The organism is Cognatundibacterium squillarum, from assembly GCF_014652435.1.
Taxonomy (GTDB): domain Bacteria; phylum Pseudomonadota; class Gammaproteobacteria; order Burkholderiales; family Burkholderiaceae_D; genus Undibacterium; species Undibacterium squillarum.
In genome coordinates, this window is the sequence record NZ_BMYU01000003.1 from 422,952 (window position 1) to 445,674 (window position 22,723).

The 22,723-nt window shown below is 53.9% G+C and carries 18 protein-coding genes; 4 read left to right on the forward strand and 14 right to left on the reverse strand.

The window, feature by feature from the left end; all coding sequences use genetic code 11:
- Nucleotide 1: 1 nt before the first annotated feature.
- The 3 genes from IE092_RS08930 to IE092_RS08940 form a co-directional block, all read right to left on the reverse strand.
- On the reverse strand, nt 2–595 hold the full coding sequence (locus IE092_RS08930) for a chromate transporter (RefSeq protein WP_189356758.1): 594 nt from the start codon (nt 593–595) through the stop codon (nt 2–4).
- Nucleotides 592–1,164 (reverse strand): chromate transporter, encoded by a 573-nt coding sequence (locus tag IE092_RS08935; protein ID WP_189356760.1) that lies wholly within the window; start codon nt 1,162–1,164, stop codon nt 592–594. Before IE092_RS08935 ends, IE092_RS08930 begins: the two co-directional genes overlap by 4 nt.
- 75 nt (nt 1,165–1,239) lie before the next feature.
- Entirely contained in the window at nt 1,240–1,728 is a 489-nt protein-coding gene (locus IE092_RS08940) for a phage regulatory CII family protein (RefSeq protein WP_189356762.1), read from the reverse strand.
- 397 nt (nt 1,729–2,125) lie between these two features.
- Between IE092_RS08940 and IE092_RS08945 the strand changes: the two genes are divergently transcribed.
- Complete coding sequence (locus IE092_RS08945; RefSeq protein WP_189356764.1) at nt 2,126–2,899, forward strand: tetratricopeptide repeat protein; 774 nt, start codon at nt 2,126–2,128, stop codon at nt 2,897–2,899.
- Between the two features lie 16 nt (nt 2,900–2,915).
- Here the strand turns inward: IE092_RS08945 and IE092_RS08950 are convergent, their stop codons facing one another.
- The 5 genes from IE092_RS08950 to IE092_RS08970 form a co-directional block, all read right to left on the reverse strand.
- Nucleotides 2,916–5,315 carry a sensor domain-containing protein gene (locus IE092_RS08950; protein WP_229793108.1) on the reverse strand — a complete coding sequence of 800 codons (2,400 nt, stop codon included), beginning with the start codon at nt 5,313–5,315 and terminating at the stop codon, nt 2,916–2,918.
- Nucleotides 5,312–6,583 carry an HD-GYP domain-containing protein gene (locus IE092_RS08955; protein ID WP_189356766.1) on the reverse strand — a complete coding sequence of 424 codons (1,272 nt, stop codon included), beginning with the start codon at nt 6,581–6,583 and terminating at the stop codon, nt 5,312–5,314. The genes IE092_RS08950 and IE092_RS08955 overlap by 4 nt, the downstream gene beginning before the upstream one ends.
- A gap of 299 nt (nt 6,584–6,882) precedes the next feature.
- A complete protein-coding gene (locus IE092_RS08960) occupies nt 6,883–7,896 on the reverse strand; it encodes a transporter (protein ID WP_189356768.1) in 1,014 nt (337 codons plus the stop codon).
- 66 nt (nt 7,897–7,962) lie between these two features.
- Entirely contained in the window at nt 7,963–8,823 is an 861-nt protein-coding gene (locus tag IE092_RS08965; protein ID WP_189356770.1) for a hypothetical protein, read from the reverse strand.
- 116 nt (nt 8,824–8,939) lie between these two features.
- Entirely contained in the window at nt 8,940–9,800 is an 861-nt protein-coding gene (locus IE092_RS08970) for a hypothetical protein (protein WP_189356772.1), read from the reverse strand.
- A 171-nt stretch (nt 9,801–9,971) separates the two neighbouring features.
- Here IE092_RS08970 and IE092_RS08975 point away from each other — a divergent pair, with 171 nt between their 5' ends.
- Nucleotides 9,972–12,293, forward strand: coding sequence for a S9 family peptidase (locus tag IE092_RS08975; RefSeq protein ID WP_189356774.1), 2,322 nt, complete (start codon nt 9,972–9,974; stop codon nt 12,291–12,293).
- Between the two features lie 284 nt (nt 12,294–12,577).
- Here IE092_RS08975 and metH read toward each other — a convergent pair whose 3' ends face one another.
- The 3 genes from metH to IE092_RS08990 form a co-directional block, all read right to left on the reverse strand.
- Nucleotides 12,578–16,315 (reverse strand): methionine synthase, encoded by a 3,738-nt coding sequence (gene metH / locus IE092_RS08980; protein WP_189356776.1) that lies wholly within the window; start codon nt 16,313–16,315, stop codon nt 12,578–12,580.
- 338 nt (nt 16,316–16,653) lie between these two features.
- Entirely contained in the window at nt 16,654–17,607 is a 954-nt protein-coding gene (locus IE092_RS08985; RefSeq protein WP_229793109.1) for a TerC family protein, read from the reverse strand.
- A gap of 4 nt (nt 17,608–17,611) precedes the next feature.
- Entirely contained in the window at nt 17,612–18,298 is a 687-nt protein-coding gene (locus IE092_RS08990; protein ID WP_189356778.1) for a Bax inhibitor-1/YccA family protein, read from the reverse strand.
- A 150-nt stretch (nt 18,299–18,448) separates the two neighbouring features.
- Here IE092_RS08990 and nhaR point away from each other — a divergent pair, with 150 nt between their 5' ends.
- Nucleotides 18,449–19,357: a transcriptional activator NhaR gene (gene nhaR, locus IE092_RS08995; RefSeq protein WP_189356781.1), complete on the forward strand. Its 909-nt coding sequence runs from the start codon at nt 18,449–18,451 to the stop codon at nt 19,355–19,357.
- Here nhaR and IE092_RS09000 read toward each other — a convergent pair.
- Nucleotides 19,342–20,271: a LysR family transcriptional regulator gene (locus IE092_RS09000; protein ID WP_229793110.1), complete on the reverse strand. Its 930-nt coding sequence runs from the start codon at nt 20,269–20,271 to the stop codon at nt 19,342–19,344. The genes nhaR and IE092_RS09000 overlap by 16 nt on opposite strands.
- 99 nt (nt 20,272–20,370) lie before the next feature.
- Here IE092_RS09000 and IE092_RS09005 point away from each other — a divergent pair, with 99 nt between their 5' ends.
- Nucleotides 20,371–21,258, forward strand: a complete 888-nt coding sequence (locus tag IE092_RS09005; RefSeq protein WP_189356783.1) for an EamA family transporter — start codon at nt 20,371–20,373, stop codon at nt 21,256–21,258.
- A gap of 264 nt (nt 21,259–21,522) precedes the next feature.
- Here the strand turns inward: IE092_RS09005 and IE092_RS09010 are convergent, their stop codons facing one another.
- Together IE092_RS09010 and IE092_RS09015 are read right to left on the reverse strand one after the other, a co-directional pair.
- Nucleotides 21,523–22,092: a FlgO family outer membrane protein gene (locus IE092_RS09010; RefSeq protein ID WP_189356785.1), complete on the reverse strand. Its 570-nt coding sequence runs from the start codon at nt 22,090–22,092 to the stop codon at nt 21,523–21,525.
- Entirely contained in the window at nt 22,089–22,664 is a 576-nt protein-coding gene (locus IE092_RS09015; RefSeq protein ID WP_189356787.1) for a hypothetical protein, read from the reverse strand. The genes IE092_RS09010 and IE092_RS09015 overlap by 4 nt, the downstream gene beginning before the upstream one ends.
- Nucleotides 22,665–22,723 lie beyond the last annotated feature (59 nt).

Below are 22,723 nucleotides of genomic sequence, written 5' to 3' on the forward strand. Positions count from 1 at the left end.
TTCAGATCCAGCCCAGAATACCCGCCAGTGCGCCTGCACCGAGCAGCCACAACAGGTGCAGGCGGGTATGCCAGACCACCAGTGCGCTGATCGCTGTGATCAGCCATAAAGGCCAGTCGCTGCGCAGATTCTGATGCGCAGCGGCCATAATCCATCCGGTTGAGACCAGCAGACCAATCACCACCGGTGCCATGCCGAGCTTGAAACTGCGCACCACCAGTAAATCCCGGTTGCGATGTCCCCAGCTGGCTGCAAGATACGTCAGCGTTGTACTTGGCAACAGGATACCGGTCATGGTGACCAGAACACCGAGCAGCCCCAGCCATGCGCTGCCGCAATTCATGCCGATATTCCATCCCATCAGCGCAATGAACAGGACGTTCGGCCCCGGTGCCGCCTGCGCTATGGCGACGGAGGCATTGAACTGTGCATCGGTCAGCCAGTGCTGGCGCTCCACCAGATAGCGGTGCATGTCGGGTAAGGTGGAAATCGCGCCGCCGATCGACAATAAAGACAGCATCATGTAGTGCAGCAGCAAGGCCAGCCAGTCGCTGAACTCAAGATGAATATTCAGAAAATGTTCGTGCCCGTTCATCGCAGTCTCCGGGCAACCCAGATCCAGCAACCACCGCCGAGTACCGGTAAGACATAAAACAGAGGAATACGGAATACACCGACCGCAATGAAGCATAAGGCGGCGACACCCAGCGCTACGGGCTTACCCAGCGGATGCTGGTCCAGTGCAGAAATCAGCCGGAGACCAGTCGCAATAATCAGACCTGCAGTGACTGCGCCCATGCCGCGCAGTGCGGCAGCAACTTGCGGATGTCCGGCATACTGCGCGTAGACAACGGCCAGTAACAAAACCAGAATCAGCGGAATCGTCAGCATGCCGGCCAGCGCAACAACTGCGCCGCGTACGCCGAAGTAACGGCTGCCGATAATCATGCACAGATTGATCACATTCGGACCCGGCATGATTTGCGCCACCGCCCATTCTTCCACGAATTCTTCCGGGGTCAGCCAGCGTTTTTTCTCAACGATTTCGCGCTGCGCAACTGCCAGCACGCCGCCGAAGCCCTGTAGTGCCAGCCAGGTGAAAGAGAGAAATAAATCGGTGAGAGAGGCCGGACGCGGGCGGTCGGGAACAGATTCGGCATTCATGGCAGGCTCTGATGCAGACAGAAGCCTGTCATTGTAAAGCACTGCCTGTGATTTGTCCGGCGCAGCTTTGGTGGCTTAATCCTGTGCCTGACGGTGTGCGCGGATACGCGCACGCCATTCACCTAGCGCGGTCAGGGCTGCCTGAAATTCCCGTTCGATCAGGTCGGCCTCAGCGGCCGTGATCACGCCGTCGAGCAGGGCTTCCGAAACTGCTTCAGCAACGTCGCCAACCTGACTCATGACTTTACACACTGTTTGCGACAGGTCATCTTTACTGACTTCGGACGGTTCCGGTACCACGAACGCTGCCAGGCCATGACGTCCGAGCAGTGCATGCAGTGGCAGATGCGCATCTTTGACGCCTGCCTGATGGCACAGCTCGATAATCACGGACAATTCTTCAAACGACGGATAGTGCGATTCAATCGCCGGTGCCAGCTTGTTTCGTAAAACATTGACGGACATTCCCATCTTGGTGGCCAGCGCTTCCAGTCCGCCCGGGTAAGCCCGTGCAACTTTGTACAGTGCGTCGTGCTGGTTCATATCAGAATATTTACGGGTCATGTTCTGTCCTTGATCGTTTGTTAGTGCCGGCAACTTCTGTTGTCTCTGCTGCCGCAATGCAGCACGCATTGTACCGATTTGACAATTATTTGACAGCAGAAGCGACGGGTTTTGCCCGGAGTGTGGCGAAAACCGGTGCGTACATTGTAATCCGCGTTACTGCAGCTGCACATAGCTGAAGCAGGTTTCGCATATATCGCTGTCAGTTCTGTTTTCGTGCGCTCAGGAAAGAAATTTGTAAGCAGGTTAAAATCGTTTCTGAACCCATTGCCCTGTTGCAATGTCTTAAGACGAAACAAGTTCTACAATTCGTTACCTGAGAAGAAAGCAAAGAAACATGCACAGGGGATTCAGCGATTAACATGTGTCCGTCTGAAGCTGTATTTTCATCCATGCCATGATCACGAGTAAAACATTACGCCGCATTGTGCTTGCCTGCAGTATCGCCGCTGTGGCACTGACTGCCAGCGGGGATGATGATCTGGCAGATGATGCAATGTTGCTGCAGCACTGGGCGCTGCAGGGCGATATGCAGGCACAGCATACACTGGGCATGCTGTACCTGAACGGTGAACTCGGTATTCAGAGTTTTGATGAGGCCCGCTACTGGTTGCAGCGGGCTGCAGATCAGGGACATGCAGGAGCGCGTACGAATCTCGCGCTGATGTATCTGACCGGCGAGGGCGATGTGCATGATGTGCCGACCGGCAGTACTTATCTGGCGCAGGCAGTCAGTCAGCATTTCGCACCGGCTGCATTTCTGATGGGATATTTATACGAAACCGGCGAAATCGTCGAACGTGATTATCAGCGTGCCAGCCAGTATTATCACGAAGCAGCCAGTCACGGAAATGCGAGCGCACAATTTCATCTGGCGATGATGTATCGCGACGGACACGGCGTTCAGCAGAATCCGGCGCAAACCGTTTACTGGCTGAAGCAGGCCAGCGAACAGGGGGTGGTGTCTGCCGAGTTTCAGCTGGGTCTGCATTATCTGTACGGAGATGGTACGGAAAAAGATGTATGGCAGGCCTACCAGCATTTACTCCACGCCAGCCTGAATGCCGGACTGAAAGCCATGGACAGTAAAGAACTGGTGAGCACCAGTCTTACTGCAGAGCAAATTGAAGATATTCAGAATCAATCCGGTTTATGGCGCGAAGCCGGCTGACGCTTGTAATTATTCATTAAGCAGGTGTCAGCATTGCACCGATCTGTTCGGGCGGTAACGCTGCGGAATACAGATACCCCTGTACTTCATCGCATCCCAGTTGCAATAACAAATCGCGCTGACCGGCTGTTTCCACCCCTTCCGCAATGACGCGCATTTTCATCGCGTGAGCAAGATGAATGATGGCGGTGACGATCGCGATATCGCTTTCATCCAGCGGCAGGTCTTCCACAAAAGAGCGGTCTATTTTCAGCTTGCGAATCGGAAAGCGCTTCAGATAACTGAGGCTGGAGTATCCGGTGCCGAAATCGTCAATCGATAAGCTGACGCCGAGTTGCGACAAGGCTTCCAGTTTCTTCAGGGTTTCTTCGGCATCCCGGATCAGCACGGATTCGGTCAGTTCCAGTTCAATCAGATCCGGCGGAATTCCTGCTTCACGTATCGCTTCGGCCACACCGTCAACAAAATTGGTTTGCTGAAACTGCAGTGCAGACACATTGAAACTCATACGCAGTGGTTGTCCTGCGGCGTACCAGCAAGCTGCCTGCGCAATAGCAGTACGCATCACCCATTGCCCGATCGGAACAATCGCACCGGATTCTTCTGCAATCGGAATAAAGCGGGCTGGACTGATGTCACCCAGTTCTTCATCGCGCCAGCGTATCAGCGCTTCCACCCCGAAAATCTGACCGGTGTTCAGATCAATCTGCGGCTGATAGTGCAGCCGGAATAATTGTTTATCCAGTGCCTGCCGCATCGCATGATCCATTTTCATGCGGGACAGCAAGCCGATATTCATTTGCTTCTGATAAAAACGGAAGTCAGAGCGACCGCGTTCTTTCACGTAATACATGGCGCTGTCTGCATTTTTAATCAGATCATCCATGTTATTGCCGTCAGCCGGATACAGCGCAATACCGATACTGGAGGTGATGGTGAATTGCATACCATCCAGATCGACCGGAGCCGACAATTCATCCAGTACCCGGCGCGCGCAGATTTCAGCACCCTCCGCATCTGCTTCGTGCAACAGCAGCACAAACTCATCACCGCCGTGGCGCGCCGCCGTATCGACCTGACGTATGCATTTTTTCAGGCGTCGTGTTACTTCCAGCAGCACACGGTCGCCGAACGGATGGCCGAGCGCATCATTAATCTGCTTGAAATGATCCAGATCGAGGAACAGCAGTGCAAAACTGCCATGACGGCGGCTTGCCACGCTGATGGCTTGCTTGATACGTTCAGCCAGTAATAAGCGGTTCGGTAATCCGGTCAGCGCATCACTGAATGCCAGCTGTTCAATCTTCTGTTTTGCGGCATGCGATTCCGTGCGGTCTTTACAAAAGCCGATGAAGTGAACGGTTTGTCCCTGTGCATCCGTCACTTTGACCAGTGTGACCATGCTCAGATACGCATGGCCTTCTTTATTACGATTCCACAGTTCCCCTTCCCAGCATGCGTTTTGTTCAAGCTGGCGCAGAATCTGATCGAGTTGGGCTGCTGGTGTTTCGTGATCGAATACCTCGCGCAGTGAGCGTCCTTTCATTTCATCTTCTGAAAATTTGCTCAGTGATGAAAAGCTGGGGTTGACGGTAATAATGCGCTGGTCTTTATCGGTAATAAAAATTGCGTCGGTACTGGATTCAAACACCTTTGCCGCCAGCTGCAGACGCGCTTCATCTTCGAGTTTTTGCGTGATATCGCGATAGGAATAGACGCGCCCGATCGGGCGTCCGCGCGCATACTGCGGCAGCGTAACACGTTCCAGAATTTTGCCGGAACGCAGCACCAGCACATCAGTGGCTTCCATCAGCGGTGAACGGGTAATCGTTCCCAGACGCTCTGCATACCGTTCGGCATCGACGATTGCCTTATCCATCCAGCGGTAAATCGCACCGTCATCGCGCTGGGTCAGCAATTCGTCCGGCAGACCCCACAGCTCGGCAAACAAATGGTTATAGCTGCGGATGCCGCCTTCCAGGTCCGTGACCAGAATACCATCTGCGGTGGATTCCAGTGTGGCGCGTAATTCTGCAATCAGTTTTTCCAGTTCCTGTTCAACCTGACGCTGGTTGGTGTGATCGCGGATGGCGACGACAAATACCGCGCTGTCGAGGCCGGTTTTCACCAGCGTTACCTGACGCTCAACATGGATCACAATATTGTCTGAACGTCGTAACAGTGTTTCCGAATGAATGTTATCGGATAAACCCGCCGCCACGTCTTCCCAGAAAAAAACATCTTCCGGTGCGGCTGCCAGATCAATCATCGCCTTTCCGGGCAGACTGCCTGCAGGCAGTCGCAACAGACCGTGCATGGTGCGGTTCGCTGCAATGATCTGCAGGGAAATCGGATCGACAATCAGTACAGCATCCAGCATGCCTTCAATCAGGCTGTGCAATTGTTGCGGACTCACTGATCACCTCCGCGTTCCGGACTCAGTTCCAGCCCGCGCTCAAAGAAATAGCAGAGCCTTTTGCGGGGTGACAGATAGTCAAATGCTGCTTTCGGTAACTGCAGGGGTTTCAGACTTTTGTGTATGCCCAGATGCGGTTCGTGTTCCAGATTGATAACCAGTGCCTCTTCGCGCGGTACAGAGGTGTCGTGAATCACGACACGTGGTTTAATTGGCCGGCTGGAATTGACCGAGACAACCATGGCAAAACGCTCATCGGTCAGCTGAACGACGGAACCCGGCGGATAAATACCCATCATGCGGATAAAAGCCGTCATGGTCGGTGCATGAAAACGTGCTTTGTACTGCGTGAAGATTTGTGACAGCGCTTCATGCGGTGTGATCGCCAGTGCCGGATTGGCCGGGTTACACAGGTTATCGTAATAATTTACGAGGCTCAGTATGCGGCTCGGCAAATTCAGACGATCACCACTGGCATGGCTGGGATAGCCGCTGCCATCAAAATATTCATGATGCTGACCAATCAGTAATTGTACCGGCGCAGGCAAGCCCATTTTGCGTGCCAGTTGCACGCCATGCGCAACGTGCTCCTGAAATAATTGTTTTTCAGAATGATTGAAGTGTTCATCAACCCAGCGCAGACGGTCCGGCAGCATCATTTTTCCCAGATCGTGCAGCAGAGCGCCGATTCCGAGATGCAGCATGTCTGATTTACCGAGTCCGAGCGCCTTTCCCAGTAACAGAGAAATCACCACAACATTAATTGCATGCAGTGAGGTTTTTTCTCCGGCTTTTTCGGACAGCAAACGAATCGCTGCTTCATCTTCCGTCAGAATATCACCGAGAAAGCCTTCAATCAGGCTTTCTGCCAGTTCCCGTGCGGAACCGGGCTGCGCATGCATTTGTTCATGAATGCTGCGAAAAGTTTGGGCAGCGTGACTGAATTGTTTTTCACAATGCTGGAGGCTGGCGGCCTGTGAAGCCAGCAGTTCGCGGCGCTCGCGCGCTGCACGCGTTGCCGGATTTTCCGGCTGAACTGGTTCAGGCGTGCCGGAAGTAATGACAGCGACCGGTTCCGGATCACTTTTGGCCGGTGCATAACGAATGCGCTCAAGTCCCAGCGAGCGGATTTTATCGATTTGTTCCTGATGGCTGATACGGAAATTGCTGACAGGAAAAGGATGCTCCATCCACCCCATATCGAGGTAGACAAACATCCCGATACGCAGCTGGGAAGTGTCAATAAATTGCGTGTGAATATCTGTCATGCTGTTGTTTTGCTTACCCGGTATTTGCCGGGGAGGGAACCTGTGTTTCCTCTGTCAGAAAAAATCGTATCAACATGCTACCGGAAACTGCGGTAAAAGCCAGCCATCACTAATCGGGAAATCCGGTTTTTATGACAAAAATCATGCATCCCGTCTTGTCTGTCCGCAATTCCGGTATTCGCAACTGCATCGTTTTTCATCATAGGATGGAAACACAGCTTTGACGGTTTGTGTTGAGAAAAAGTCTTTGAATGTGGTTTTCAACGCAAGCCACAGACGGTGTTGCATGACAGTACCAGTCAGGCATCCGGATCGCGGCGGCGAAACGCCAGCCAGGCTGCGATACCGGTAGCTATTGCCAGCATCAGCACCACGATCCAGAAACCGTATTCATTCTGCGCAAACGGGATACCACCCACATTCATTCCCATCAGGCCCGCGGTCAGATTGATCGGTAATGCCAGTACAGTAACGATGGTCAGCACAAACAGAGAACGGTTATTCTGTTCATTGACGACAGTTGCCAGTTCTTCCTGCAGCAACTTAATCCGCTCCTGCAGCGAATGCATATCGCGCAGAACTTCCGCGAATTCCTCGGTCGCCTGACGTAATTCCTGCCGCGCATCATCACTCATCCAGCGCGGGGGTTTTTGCAGCAGACGGAATAAAGCCGCTGGCTCCGGTGCCAGTAAGCGCTGCAGCCTGACCAGCACGCGCCGCTTCTGTCCGAGACGGGCGCGTTTATGATTCAGCCGGCCTGCCAGCAGCGCATCTTCCGTATCATCGACCTGCCGGTTTAACTGACGCACAATACCAGTCAGCACATCGGCCTGATCGTGCAGTAAGTGGCTGAGTAATTCTGCGGTTGACTGCAGTTGTGCTCCCTGATTCACTGCTTGTCGCAGGCGGTCAACTGACTTCAGAAATGTGCGCCGGACAGTAACAATCAGATTTTCGCTTGCGCAAACCCACAGCGTGGAGATATCACTGGCTTCGTAGGAAAAATCATGGACCACGTCATTGATGATCGCAATCAGATGCTGATCCGCATGTTCGATGCGTGTTGAGCGTGAACCTTCGTGCAGCGCTTCATAAAACTCGACCGGCAACTGCAGGTGCTCACGCAGCCATTTTTCGGTCGCAACATGACTGAGGTTCAGATGCAGCCAGACAAACCCGTTCGATTCGTCATGCTGAAGACAATGCAGTGCTTGCGTGCCGGAAACCTGCCGCGCAGGAGAGTCCGGGCAAAACTGATACGCGCAGATGAGGCCGGACGCATCTGCGCCATACGATTCAGGAGGATTCAGCATACAAGACGGTTATTCTGAATCCGGCAGAATAACAGTTTTGTTGCTGCCGAACATGACAGTTTGATGTCAGGCGCGGGAATCGTAATTCACGCGGTGGGTGACGCTGCGGAGTCCACGGATTTCACTGTATTTATTCAGCGAACTACTGACTGTGCCGGTGACGTAATTTGTCCATGTGAAGTCAATTGTGCAGGTGGATACCAGTGCAGTATTCGGATTGTTATTATTTTTTGCCTGACTGCGTGCGTTCAGTACGGCATCCAGATCCAGCGTATCAATGCGGTAAGCATCCGGATCCAGTTTGTGATTAATATCCGTGCTGTCTGTGAAACTGCTGCCGTCGGTACGGTTGCAGTTTACAGACATCGATGCATACACGTAACCCGGCATGGCGCGGCTGAACTGTACGCGCATTTTGACCGCACTGCGCGGCAGATTTGATACGGCGGCAGGAGTTGTAATGCTGAATGCAGAAGGGATGGTTACAGTAGCCGGATAATTGTCTGCACCGCGCTGCAGGCTGACAGTCACCACAGGTTGTGCGCTGTTGTCATTGAACTGGCCGCTGTATTTTGTGCGCATACCGCCACTGTTGTCCGATAACACGATACTCTGCCCGTTACCGCTGGCGGTGATTCTGTCATTGCCGCTGGGACGTACTGTGGTGAATACATTGGCGCTTTGTCCCAGCCCGGCGTCAACTTGCACCACACCATTATTCTGACTGACGGAAAAGCGGGTCGAAATGTCAGTAAGTGCCAGATCAGATGATTCTTTACAATTAAGTACACCGCAGACTAAACCCTGCCCAATCGCATTGCCAATGTCTTCGCCGGGATTGCCACCGCCGCCGCATCCGCTGAGGATGAAAACACCCATCGCACTGATCAGTTGCAGCGTACGTGAATTTCGGAATCCGGGTTTCATCTTCAGCTCCTTAATTTTAGGGTGGCAATGGCATGAAGTTGGCATGATAGCAAAAAAATATGTGCAGGATGACAGTATTTTCGCCGCCGATGCGCATCAGAAATGACTAGTCAACGTCAGGCACGGGCATCGTAATAGACGCGCTGGGTGACTGCGTACTGACCGCGGACAGAGCTGTATTTGTTCAGTGCGTTGCTGACATTGCCGCGCACATAGTTTGTCCAGTCCATATCGATGTCACAGTTTGCGACCGCTGCAGTCTCCGGCTTCTGATTGTTTTTTGTGCGGCTGCGTTCGTTGAGTAGCAGATCCAGCTCGGCGGTATCAATCCGGTAAGCATCGTTATCCAGTCTTGGGTTGAAATCTGTGACGTCGGTAAAACTGCTTCCGTCCGTACGCCGGCATTGAAGAGAAAGGCTGATATAAACACCATTGCTGACATCGCGGCTGAGTTGTACGCGCAGCTTTCCTGCGCTGCGGTTCAAATTCACCGGGCCGGAAGGCGACAGTATGCTGAAGGGCGCAGGTAACGTAACGCTGGCAGGAAAATATTCGTTGCCACGCTGAAATTGAATATTAGCCAGTGCTTGCGTACTGGCATCCGTCAGCAAACCGCTGAACTTCAGTCGTTCCCCCTGACTGATATCGCTCAGGGGAATATTTCTGCCATTCAGACTCACTGTGATGCCATCTGTTTGACTGAGGCGTACTGCTGTGAACACATTCAGACTCTTATGAAGTGTTGCAGTGACGCTGATTCCGTTCATTTTTTGCGTGACATTCACATCAATTGCAATTTCACCGGGGCTTAATTCTGCGGATTCCTTGCAATTCGTCAGACCGCAGCTAATCCCTTCGGCAAACCCTTTAGCGATTCCGTCAAACGGATCGTAACTGCCACCACAGGCAGTGAGCAACAGAACGCCGGCCAGTCCGGATACAGAAACCGCGCGTAAAGAATTGGTGCTGAAGATCATTGTCGATTCTCCGAAAAGAAAGATACATTCAAAGAGTTATTATCTTAGCAAATAATGCTGTTTGCATAACAATATTATTTGGAAGTTAACTTCTTTTAAGCGACGGGAACTTTTTTCTTCTGCTAATATCCACTAGATATATTTAAAGAATATTTTTCAGGAGATATCAGATTGAAACAGACAACCAGAACAAGTGTCGTGTTGCTCAGTACGGCGTTGTGGTTCAGCCCGCAACTCAGCGCTGCCACACAGACTGCATCGCCAACCGCACAGCAATATGCGCTGGCAGAGCGCTATCTGCCGGAAAATATAGCGAAACTGGCTTACCGCCTGCATATACAGCCGCAGTGGGTGCAGGGCAAAAGCGGGGTGTTCTGGTATTACCGTGATGATGCGGAGCAGCCGCGTTACGAACTGGTGTTTGCGGCCGATAAAAAGCGCGAAGTCTTGTTTGATCATGCAGCGCTGACGCAGGCGCTGGCTGCGGCCAGCGGTAAGCCGCAGGAGAATCTGCACTGGCGGCTTGCTGCGCTGAAAGTGGCGGATGACTTGCAAACCCTGGAATTTCGTTATCAGGGCAAGCGCTGGGAATGGCAGCGCAAAGAAGGCAAGCTGAAAGAAATTTCCGATACGCCAGCCGCCGCACTGGCGACCCGTTCACCGGATGGCAAATGGGATGTGGTGGTGAAGGCCGGGAATTTGTGGCTGAAAGAAGTCAGCAGCGGTAATGAACGTCAGCTGACCACCGACGGCACGCCGGAAATGCCGTATGCGCAACCGCTGATGGACCCGAAACTGATTATCGACGGCAAACACAAACAGGCGTCTGACGTGACGGATCTGAGCTGGTCACCGGATTCCACCCGCATCGCCACCTTCCGCATGGATTTGCGCGATGCGGCAACGCTGACGCTGATGCAATCCAGCCCGCCGGATGGCAGTCTGCGTCCGAAGACATTTACTTATCCGTATGCACTCAGCGGTGACACCCGCACCGCGACGGCGGCGCTGACGATCATCCGTATCGCGGATGGTCAGCAAATAACCCCGCAGTTAGCGCCACAAGCCATGCTGTATTACGGCGATCCGGATTACCGCTGGAGCGCTGACAGCCGCCACCTGCTGCATTTCCGTCCGGCACGCGGATACGCCAGCATCGACCTGTTCAAAATCGATGCAGACACCGGCGCCGCGACCTTGCTGGTGCAGGAAAAAGCTGAACCATATGCCGACTATTACGGCCATCGTTACTGGCTGCGCGAACAGCAGAATGAAATTTACTGGACCAGCGATGCCGGCGGCTGGAAGCACTATTATCTGTACGATGCGCAGAGTGGCAAACAACTGGCGGCGCTGACCAGTGGTAACTGGCGCGCCGGTGACATCCTGCAGTTTGATGATGCAAACAAACAGGTGATACTGACCGGCATGGGCCGTGAACCGGCGCGCGATCCTTATCTGCGTCATGTGTACCGCGTCGGTAAAGACGGTTCAAAACTGCGCTTGCTGACACCGGAAGCACTGGACCACGATGTCAGCGTGTCGCCGGATACACGCTATCTGGTCGATAACATGTCAGCCGTCAATCAGCCCACCCGCACCGTGCTGCGTGACGGCGACAGCGGCAAAATTCTGATGGAGCTGGAGCAGTCCGATATCAGCCGCCTGCTGGCCACTGGTTTCCGCTTGCCGGAACCATTCAGCGCCACGGCGGCTGACGGCAAAACACCTCTGTACGGCGTGCTGTACTACCCGGTTCGCGCCAGACAGGGAAACCGTTATCCGGTGATTGATAATATTTATACCGGACCGCACACCACCTATGCACCGAAGTCGTTCGTGCGTGCTTTGCGCAGCAGTGCACTACCGCTGACTGCACTGGATTTTGCTATTGTGTATGTCGATGGTCGCGGTACCACGCGCCGCAGCCGTGAATTTCTGAATTACGCATTTAATAATCTTGGCGCCAATGGCTACGAAGATCATGAAGTCGCGATCCGTGCACTGGCTGCACAGAAGCCTTTACTGGATGTAAACCGCGTCGGTATCTTCGGATTTTCTGCCGGTGGCTACGATACGGCACGTGCGATGTTCACCCGTCCGGATTTTTACAAAGTCGGCTGGGCGGCATCCGGTAACCATGATCACCGTTCCGATAAAGCCGTCTGGAATGAACAGTGGATGGGCGGCCCGACGCTGGGTGCACACTATGACCGTGATTCCAACCTGAGCGCCGCAAAAAATCTGAAAGGCCGCCTGATGATTGCGCATGGTGAGCTGGATAACAACGTGAACCCGATGGCCTCACTGCAACTGGTGAATGCCCTGATCAAAGCCGGAAAAGATTTCGATATGCTGATTGTGCCGAACGGCGATCACTTCCTCGATGACAGCGCGTATTACAACCGCCGCCGCTGGGATTATTTCATCCGCCATTTGCAACAGCGTGAGCCTTTGCCACTGAATACACCGGATACAGTCAGCGTTAAGTAATTCTTCATTCTGATTTGCAAGTTGTCTTCAGCCGTGTTTTGCCAGCACTCCGGTGCTGGCTTTTTTATTTCTGCGCGGCAGCTGAGATTGCGGATGACGAATGCCGGTGAACGACGAAAAGCAGTGATGCGTCGTCTGACATGCCGGAAAGATGCGAAACGCATGCAAAATGCGGAGTTCCGCACAGAAAAAAGCCGTTTTTCACGGACGTCCGCGAATTTGCTGGCTGAGCGGGCAGGGCAGAAATCGTGCGATGACGATTTCTGCCGCATGAGGGAAGGGAATTACAGGTTCGGTGCGAGCCAGCGTTCGACTTGTTCTTTGCTGACGCCGCGACGGTCGGCCATGTCGCTGACCTGATCATTGCCGATTTTGCCGACGCTGAAGTATTTCGATTGCGGATGGGCGAAGTAGAAGCCGGATACGGCGGCGCCCGGAATCATGGCGAACGATTCGGTGACCTGCATCTCGATTTCTTCACACTGCATGACGCGGAACATATCGGCTTTCACGGTATGTTCCGGGCAAGCCGGATAACCCGGTGCCGGACGAATACCGCTGTAGCTTTCAGCGATCAGCGCTTCATTGCTCAGTTGTTCATCGGCGGCGTAGCCCCACAAATCTTTACGCACACGTTCGTGCAGATATTCCGCAAACGCTTCTGCCAGACGGTCCGCCAGCGACTTCAGCATGATGCTGCTGTAGTCATCGTGCGCCGCTTCAAAACGCTGTTCGTGTTTTTCGATCCCCAGACCGGCGGTGACCGCAAACATACCGATGTAATCCTGTACGCCACTGTCTTTCGGTGCGATGAAATCGGCCAGACACTGATTCGGACGCTGCACGCCGTCGATCACCGGTTTTTCAGTTTGCTGGCGCACACCGTAATACGTGAACGCGACTTCGCTGCGGCTTTCATCGGTGTAAATTTCGATATCGTCGTGACGCACGCTGTTTGCCGGTAACAGCGCAACCACGCCGTTCGCCGTCAGCCAGCGGCCTTCTATGATTTTCTTCAGCATGGCCTGACCTTCGGCAAACACTTTCGTTGCCGCTTCACCGACGACTTCATCGGTCAGAATCGCCGGGAAAGGACCGGCCAGATCCCAGGTCTGGAAGAACGGGCCCCAGTCGATGTAATTCGCCAGCAAGCCCAGATCCACATTTTTGAATACGCGGCGGCCGATGAATTTCGGACGCACCGGCGCGGCATCACCGCTGAAGCTGACTTGCATGCGGTTCGCGCGCGCCTGCTCCAGCGTCAGCATCGCAGCGGCTTTTTTACCGGCATGCTGTACGCGGATGCGTTCGTAATCGTTCTGCATTTCCTGAATGTACTGCTCGCGTGATTCCGGTGTCAGCAAAGACTGCGCAACCGAGACCGAGCGCGATGCATCCGGCACGTACACTACCGGCCCTTCGTAATTCGGTGCGATTTTGACGGCAGTGTGGGCGCGGCTGGTGGTGGCGCCGCCGATCAGCAGCGGGATTTTCATCATGCGGAAATGCGGGTCACGCTGCATTTCTTTGGCGACATACGCCATTTCTTCCAGCGATGGTGTGATCAGACCGGACAAGCCGATGATGTCAGCATTTTCCGCTTTGGCTTTGGCCAGAATTTCGGAACACGGCACCATTACACCCATGTTCACCACTTCAAAGTTATTACACTGCAGCACGACAGAGACGATGTTTTTACCGATGTCATGCACATCGCCTTTGACGGTGGCGATCACGATCTTGCCTTTGGACTTGGTGTCGCCGCTGCGCTTTTTCTCTTCTTCAATAAACGGCACCAGATGCGCAACTGCCTGCTTCATCACACGCGCAGATTTCACCACTTGCGGTAAGAACATTTTGCCCTGACCGAACAGATCTCCGACGATATTCATACCGTCCATCAGTGGGCCTTCGATGACCTGAATCGGACGTTCAAACTGCTGACGTGCTTCTTCGGTATCTTCCACAATCCATTGCGTGATGCCGTGAACCAGCGCATGCGCTAAACGCTTTTGCACCGGGTCGTTACGCCATTCCAGCGAAACTTCCTGTTTCTTGTCACCGGCTTTCAGGCTGGCGGCAAATTCAATCATGCGCTCGGTGGCATCGTCGCGGCGGTTCAGAACCACGTCTTCCACACGCTCACGCAGTTCCGGGCTCAGTTCACTGTAAACACCGATCATGCCGGCGTTCACAATGCCCATGGTCATACCGGCCTGAATCGCGTGATACAGGAAAACCGTGTGAATGGCTTCGCGTGCCGGATCATTGCCACGGAAAGAGAAGCTGACGTTCGACACACCGCCGCTGATTTTTGCGCCCGGCAGGTTGTTGTGTATCCAGCGGGTGGCTTCGATGAAATCGACGGCGTAATTATTGTGTTCTTCAATACCGGTCGCGACTGCGAAAATATTCGGATCGAAAATAATGTCCTGTGGATCAAAACCGACTTTATCCACCAGCGTGCGGTAAGCGCGTTCGCAGATTTCGATTTTGCGCGCATAGGTATCCGCCTGACCGGTTTCGTCAAAAGCCATCACAATCACCGCTGCGCCGTAACGTTTGCACAGCGTGGCCTGACGCAGGAATTCCGCTTCGCCTTCTTTCAGCGAAATCGAGTTCACAATCGCTTTACCCTGCACGCATTTCAGACCGGCTTCAATCACGCTCCATTTGGAGGAATCGATCATGACAGGGACGCGTGCGATATCCGGTTCCGATGCAATCAGATTCAGGAAGCGCGTCATCGCTGCCTGCGAATCCAGCATCGCTTCATCCATATTGATATCGATGATCTGCGCACCGTTTTCTACCTGCTGACGCGCGACGCTCAGCGCTTCATCGTATTGCTCGTTCAGAATAAGACGCGCAAAGGCTTTGGAACCGGTGACGTTGGTACGCTCACCGACGTTCACAAACAGTGATTCCTGATCAACGATGAAGGGTTCCAGACCGGACAGGCGCATCGCCGGTGCGATTTCCGGAATCTGACGCGGACGCTGGGAGCTGAGGATATCGGCGATTGCGCGGATATGGTCCGGCGTGGTGCCGCAGCAGCCACCGGCCACGTTAATGAAACCGGCTTCGGCAAATTCTTTCAGCAATGCAGAGGTATCGGCTGGCAACTCATCGAAACCGGTATCGCTCATCGGGTTAGGCAAACCGGCGTTCGGGTAAATACAGACGAAGGTGTCGGCGATTTTGGATAATTCTTCTGCGTACGGACGCATCAGCGCCGCGCCCAGCGCGCAGTTCAGACCGATGGTCAGCGGTTTGGCATGGCGTACGGAATGCCAGAACGCGGTAACCGTCTGACCGGACAGAATACGGCCGGACGCATCGGTCACGGTACCGGAAATCATAATCGGCAGGCGCTGACCGGTTTCTTCGAAATACTGGTCAATCGCGAACAGTGCGGCTTTGGCGTTCAGCGTATCGAAAATGGTTTCGACCAGCAGCACATCAGAACCGCCATCCACCAGACCGCGTACCTGTTCATGGTAGCCCGCGACTAACTGATCGAAGCTCACGTTACGTGCACCGGGATCATTCACATCCGGCGAAATCGACGCAGTTTTCGGGGTCGGGCCCAGAGCGCCGGCCACGAAGCGTGGTTTATCCGCTGTGCTGTATTTGTCACAGGCGGCACGTGCGATACGCGCCGACGCCAGATTCATTTCATAGGCCAGATGCGCCATATGGTAATCCTCCTGCGCGACCGACGTCGCACCGAAGGTATTGGTTTCGATCAGGTCGGCACCGGCGGCCAGATACTGTTCATGGATTTCCGAAATCACATCCGGACGTACCAGCGACAGCAATTCATTATTCCCTTTCAGAAATAATTCGCGTTGCGTGTCCGGGCCACGGAAGTCAGCAAAGCGTTCGCCACGGTAATCTTCTTCGGTCAGTTTGTAGCGCTGGATCATGGTACCCATCGCGCCGTCCAGTATCAGAATACGTTGTTGCAGCAGGCTGCGCAGGCGTTGTTCGGTATCAGAAACGGGGAGGGATGCATTCATGGTGTTGGCTCACTTCGGCAGGGACAGCGGGCATATTGTCTGTCCGGATAACAAAAAACCCGATCGGCTTATGCATGCAAGCGGATCGGGCGTGGTCCTTTTAGCAGCATTTATTACGCGCCCGCAATCTGAATCTCAAATCGGCGCTGATGTGCTTAATTATACGGCAAACGCTGGATGAAAACTGGCCTCAGCTTGTCGTGGTCTGACAATATTTATACATTTTCGTCAGATCGATATGACATTTTTGCAGAGCAGAAATAAAAAAAGGCGTCAGCTGTAACCAGACTGACGCCCAAAGGGAATACCAGAGAACTCCGGTACACGAGTGAAATATTTCAGTGCTTCTTCGGTTTGGTAAGCAGGCTGGCAACAATCGAACTGCCCAGCACTAAACCGATGACCATCAGCGAGACATTGGTCGGTACATGCATCCATTCCACGATGAGCATCTTGATACCGACAAACATCAGCACAAATGCCAGACCAAACTTCAGCAGATGGAAACGGTCTGCCATGTCAGCCAGCAGGAAATACAGTGCGCGCAAACCCATGATCGCGAAGATATTCGAGGTGAACACGATGAAAGGATCGGTGGTCACTGCGAAGATCGCCGGAATCGAGTCCACAGCAAAAATCACATCCGAGATTTCAATCAGAATCAGCACCAGCAGCAGCGGGGTGAATACCCGTTTGCCGTTTTGGATGATGCTGAACTTCTCGCCATGAAACTCTTTGGTGAACGGTAAAACTTTTTTCGCCAGTTTCAGAACTGGATTGGCTTCGATATCCGGTTCCTGTTCATTTGCTACCAGCATGCGCAGACCGGTGATCAGCAGGAAGATGCCGAACAGGTACAGCACCCATGAGAATTGCGAGACCACCCAGCTGCCCGCCAGCACCATGATGATGCGCATGACAATGGCACCCAGTACGCCGTACAGCAGCACTTTGCGCTGATACTGCGGCTGCACGCCGAAGTGGCTGAAGATCATCAGGAACACGAATACATTGTCGACAGACAGCGATTTCTCAATCACATAGCCGGTCAGGAATTCCATGGCTTTGGCAGTGGCTGCTTCGCGGCCGATGGTTTCGGTCAGGTAAATCCACAGACCGTAATCGAAGCCGAGTGCCAGCAATACCCAGACAATCGACCATGCCGCCGCTTCCCTGACGCTGACTTTGTGGGCGCGCGAACCACCCAGAGCGAGCACGTCCACGGCCAGCATTGCGAGCACAAATCCGATAAAAACTGCCCACATCCAGGGTTGAGCGACGGTATGGATCATGTCTTTACTCCTTATCCATCACACCCAGCAGATGCAGCAGGCTGGTGAACAGGTTGAAGATGGTCACGTACAGGCTGACGGTCGCCATGATGTAGTTGGTTTCGCCGCCATTGATGATGTTGCTGGTTTCAAACAGGATCATGCCTGCCATCAGCAATACCATCACTGCAGAAACAGCCAGTGCCAGTGCCGGAATTTCAAAGAACATCGCACCGAGGCTGGCCAGCAGCGCAACGATCATGCCCGCCATCAGGAAGCCGCCCATGAAGCTGAAATCTTTTTTTGTGATCAGCACAAATGCCGACAGCGACATAAAGATCAGACCGGTCATGCCCATCGCCATCATTACGATGGAAGAACCGCCCGGCATGCTCAGGTAACGGGTCAGTATCGGGCCCAGCGTGTAACCCATGAAGCCGGTCAGCGCAAACACGCTGACGATGCCCCAGCCGGAATTACGCAGCTTGGTGGTGGCAAACAGCAAACCGAAATACACCACCATGGTGATCAGGATGCCCGGACCCGGCACAGCGAACATCACGCTCAGGCCTGCGGTCAGTGCAGAAAATAATAAAGTCATCGACAGCAGCATGTAGGTATTACGCAGCACCTTGTGGCGTGCGATACCGAAGCTGTGTCCGAACCCGAACGATTCAGCGTTCTGAGTCTGGTTACGGTCGAGGTAGTTCATAGCGATCTCCTTAAAAAACTGTTTCAGTCTGCAAATACTGCTTTGCATCCCTTTACAGGATGCCTGCAGTGTAGTTGCAAGCCTTTTGAAAGAAAAGTCGAATATACTTGATGGAAATATCGAAAAAACCGATGATTTAAGGCAACCCGTATGGCAGCACTGAACTACAAGCATTTGTACTATTTCTGGGTGGTGGCGAAGGCTGGCAGCATTGCGCGTGCCAGCGAACAATTGCATCTGACACCGCAAACCATCAGCGGTCAGCTGACGTTGTTTGAAGAAATGCAGGGGGAAGCGCTGTTCCGCAAACAGGGCAGAAATCTGGAGCTGACCGAAGCCGGACGGCTGGTGCTCAGTTATGCCGATGATATTTTTGCACTGGGGCGCGAACTGGAAGAAGTGCTGCATCACCGCCCCGGCGAACGCACTCTGCAATTCCGTGTGGGGGTGCTGGATGCCTTGCCGAAAGCGGTGGCTTACCATTTGCTGGAACCGGCACTGACCATGCCGCAAACCCTGCGCATCAATTGCCGTGAAGGCAAACTGGAATTGCTGCTGGCGGAATTGTCGATGCATAAACTGGATATCGTGCTGTCAGACAGTCCGATGCCGGTGACGGCGAATGTGCGCGGCTACAGCCATTTACTCGGCGAGTCAGGCATCAGTTTTTTTGCGACCGATAGTTTGCGTGATCAGTTGCAGCCCGGTTTTCCGCAATTGCTGGAGGGTGCGCCCATGCTGTTGCCCGGTGAAGATGCCGCCTTACGCAGCCGTTTGCTGCAATGGCTGGACAAACAAAAGCTGCGGCCGAAAATCGTCGGTGAATTTGATGACAGCGCACTGATGAGCGCCTTCGGGCAGGCCGGTGCCGGTGTGTTCGCCGCACCGAGCGTGATCAGCGAACGCTTGCGCCGCCAGTATGAGGTCGAAGAAATCGGACGTACGGACACGATCCGCGAACAGTTTTATGCGATTTCGATACAACGCAAACTGACGCATCCGGCGGTGCTGGCGATCAGCGATGCCGCCCGTTTATTTTCCGTTCAGACTTCGGTCTGATTATTCTGATGCGTCTGATGGTAGGGATGGGCGCTCAGATAATCGATGAAGACCCGCGCCTTCAGTGGCAGGTGGCGGGTAGGATGCCAGGCAGCGACAATATTGCGCGGCGCGTAACTGTGCTCAAATTCCCAGTCGTTCAGTAATTGCTGCACTTTGCCGGACGCCAGTGAGTCGGCGGCGATGTAATCCGGCAGCAGACTAATCCCGCAGCCCTGTTCTGCAATCGTCAGCATCGCCAGACTGTTATTCACCGTCATGCGCGGCTCCACCTGCACTTTGACTTTCTCCCCGCTGGCAGAGCGCAGCAGCCAGTCACCACCGAATTCGCCGTAACCGAACAGAATGAACTGATGCGCCGCTAACCCGGAAGGATGCTGCGGTACGCCTGCCTGCGCCAGATAATCCGGTGCAGCAATCAGGATGTAGCGCACCGGCTGCAGCGGTCGCACCGCCAGTCCGGGAGGTAAGTCGCGGCTGATGCGCAGGACCAGATCGTAATCTTCCTCAATCATATCCACGAAGCGGTCCAGCAGATTCAGCACCACAGTGACTTCCGGATATGCACGTGAAAAACCGGCCAGCAGCGGTGCAACCCAGCGCTGACCGAGTGATACCGGTGCGGAAATCGTCAGCCGCCCTTGCGGGGTCTGGCGATACTGGTTGCTGAGTCCTTCAATATCGCGCGCTTCCTCGACGATGCGCTGACACAGTTGCGCGACCTGTTGCCCGAGTTCGGTCGGTGCCAGCTGGCGCGTGGTGCGTACCAGTAAGCGACCGCCCAGATGTTGTTCCAGCCTTTGCACATGCCGACTGACCGCCGAGGTGGTCAGCCCCAGTTCTCTGGCGGCGGCGCTGAAACCACGGGTTTGTACCACTTTGGCGAATACCGCCATTTCATTCAGCAGATACATTGTTGCTCCTGCTTCAAAGATGATTTGAAATTTCACTATATTGTTGCGTATATGTGCGGGGATCACAATACAGGGCATCTATCTGAACGGAGTGACATCATGCGAATTTCTCATCTTGCACTTGCCCTGCTGGTCACCATGATCTGGGGCAGTAATTTTTCTGTGATTAAGTGGAGCCTTGCCGGCACCGATCCTTTGCTGATGGCGGCATTGCGCTTTACCCTGTGCGCGCTGCCGGCAGTGTTTTTCATACCGCGTCCGCAAGTCCGCTGGTCATATCTGATGACTTACGGCGTGTTGTTCGGTGCCATGGTCTGGGGCCTGTGTAATCTGGGGATTGCGGCCGGATTGTCAGCCGGACTGACCTCGCTGGTGGTGCAGGCCTCGGCATTTTTTTCAGTTGGCCTGAGTGCTTACCTGTACCGCGAAACACTGGGCTGGCATCAGAAGCTTGGTGGTGTGCTGGCGGCAGCCGGTTTGCTGCTGATTTTTCTGGTGACAGATGGCAGCGTCACGGTGAAGGGAGTGTTGCTGGCGCTGGCGGGGGCATTTTGCTGGGCGCTGTCGAATTTTGTGGTGAAAGAAGCCCGTACGCCGCAGATGCTGGGTTTTCTGGTCTGGTCCTGTCTGTTCGCGCCCTTGCCGCTGTTCGGCATCAGTTACTGTCAGCATGATGCTGTGTATATCGTGAGTCAGATTCAGCAATTGCGTACGCCGGTCTGGCTGGCGCTGATGTATCAGGTATATGTCGCGACGTTGTTTGGCTATACGGTGTGGAATGCGCTGATGCGGCGCTATTCCGTCAGTCAGGTTGCCCCCTTATCACTGATGGTGCCGGTGTTCGGCATGAGCTTGTCGGCATGGCTGTTTTCGGAAGCGCTGGGAGCACAGAAATTGCTGGCGGCAACGCTGGTATTGCTGGGTTTGCTGATCAACGTGTTCGGCCCGCGCTTGCTGAACCGTCTGCTGCAGCCGCGCAGCGTCTGAAATTGTCCGAAAATGCCTGTTTTGCGGAGTTCTGCACAGCGATCCGGCGGTCGTCGGCAGAAAGTTCGGGCCTCCGTAAATGACTGATGCGGATATCTGCACAGTCAGGCTGGCCGGGTGAGCTGCGCTGCGCCTGAGAAATCGTCGGGCTGAGTCAGATATATATAAAGTGAGCGCCCAGCAAAAAAGCCATTCTCCGGGGGGGACGAATGGCTTTTTTGCCTTACACGCCACCGTTGCAGGCAACGATGGTGTTTCAGAGGATTAACGACGACCCAGCAGTGATTTCACAGTGCGGTCCATCGGAACAGCGTAGTCGTAGGTGCTCAGCACGATGTTGTCACCCGGGCGGATCAGCTTCAGGTTCACAAACACCATTTTTTCGCTTTCCGCGTAAGTGCCGACGATCACAGCCTGTGCATTGTGGGTTTGTGCCACGTCTTTGATTTCACGGGTCAGCAGCAATTCGCCGACGTTTTGTTTGATGAAGACGCGGTCACGGAATTTCATTTCCACCATCGCATAACCGGAGCGGGTGAACTGACCCGATACCTGTTCAGCCACGATACGGCCGAATGGCGAAGATTCTTCCAGCGCATTGATATTCGCCAGTGTCGCCACGATGATCGGACGGTTTTTATCCAGTGCGCTGCCCGCGCCGGTAATCAGCGCATTCGCTGCTTTCTGATTGGTCGGGATGAATTCGTTGCTTTCCGCATCTTTCCACGACATCGCAGTCGAAGAACTGACGGTGTTGCTGCCACCCAGATTCAGGCTGGTGGCGCAGGCACTCAGTAACAGGCCGCAGCCAATTGCCAATGCTAATCTTTTCATGATGGACTCCCGGTAACTTTAAAGTTGTAATCGGTTCCTGCACTGTACAGGGAACTGTCGCCGTCACTGACTTTGAAGGTATCGGTGCGGCGGGTGACGTACTGAGAATTCTTGATCAGCGACGTGGTGATGATCAGTTCAGACACCGGTGCGGCTTCCGGCGCAGAGCGGAAGAAGCTGCGGGTGGCCGGCTTATCGTCACCAAATCGGACCAGGTCAGCACTGATTTCAACAACCTGTGTTGTGCGGTCATTCATACTGCGCACCAGCACACCCTGACTGACCAGTGCGGTCACGATCTGAGTATGCAATGCCTTACTGAAATGGCTGGGTTTGCTCACCGGTGCAACATAAACCGGTGCACCAATGGTATCGGTCGCGGCCTTAATCTGTGTTGCGATCGTGTTCGCAATCTGTATCCAGCTGGTAGTGCCCGGTGCCGGTGCAGCAACAGGAACAACGGCTGGCGGAACAGGCTGTGCTGACCCGCCGGACAAGGATATTTTGCTGCCTAAGCCTGAACAACCGGCCATCAGTGCTGCGGCGATAGCCACTGGAACGATGCTCTTCATTCGTTAACCCTAATTTCAGATGACATGGTGTTGAATCTGCGCTTCCGGACCCCCGGTCC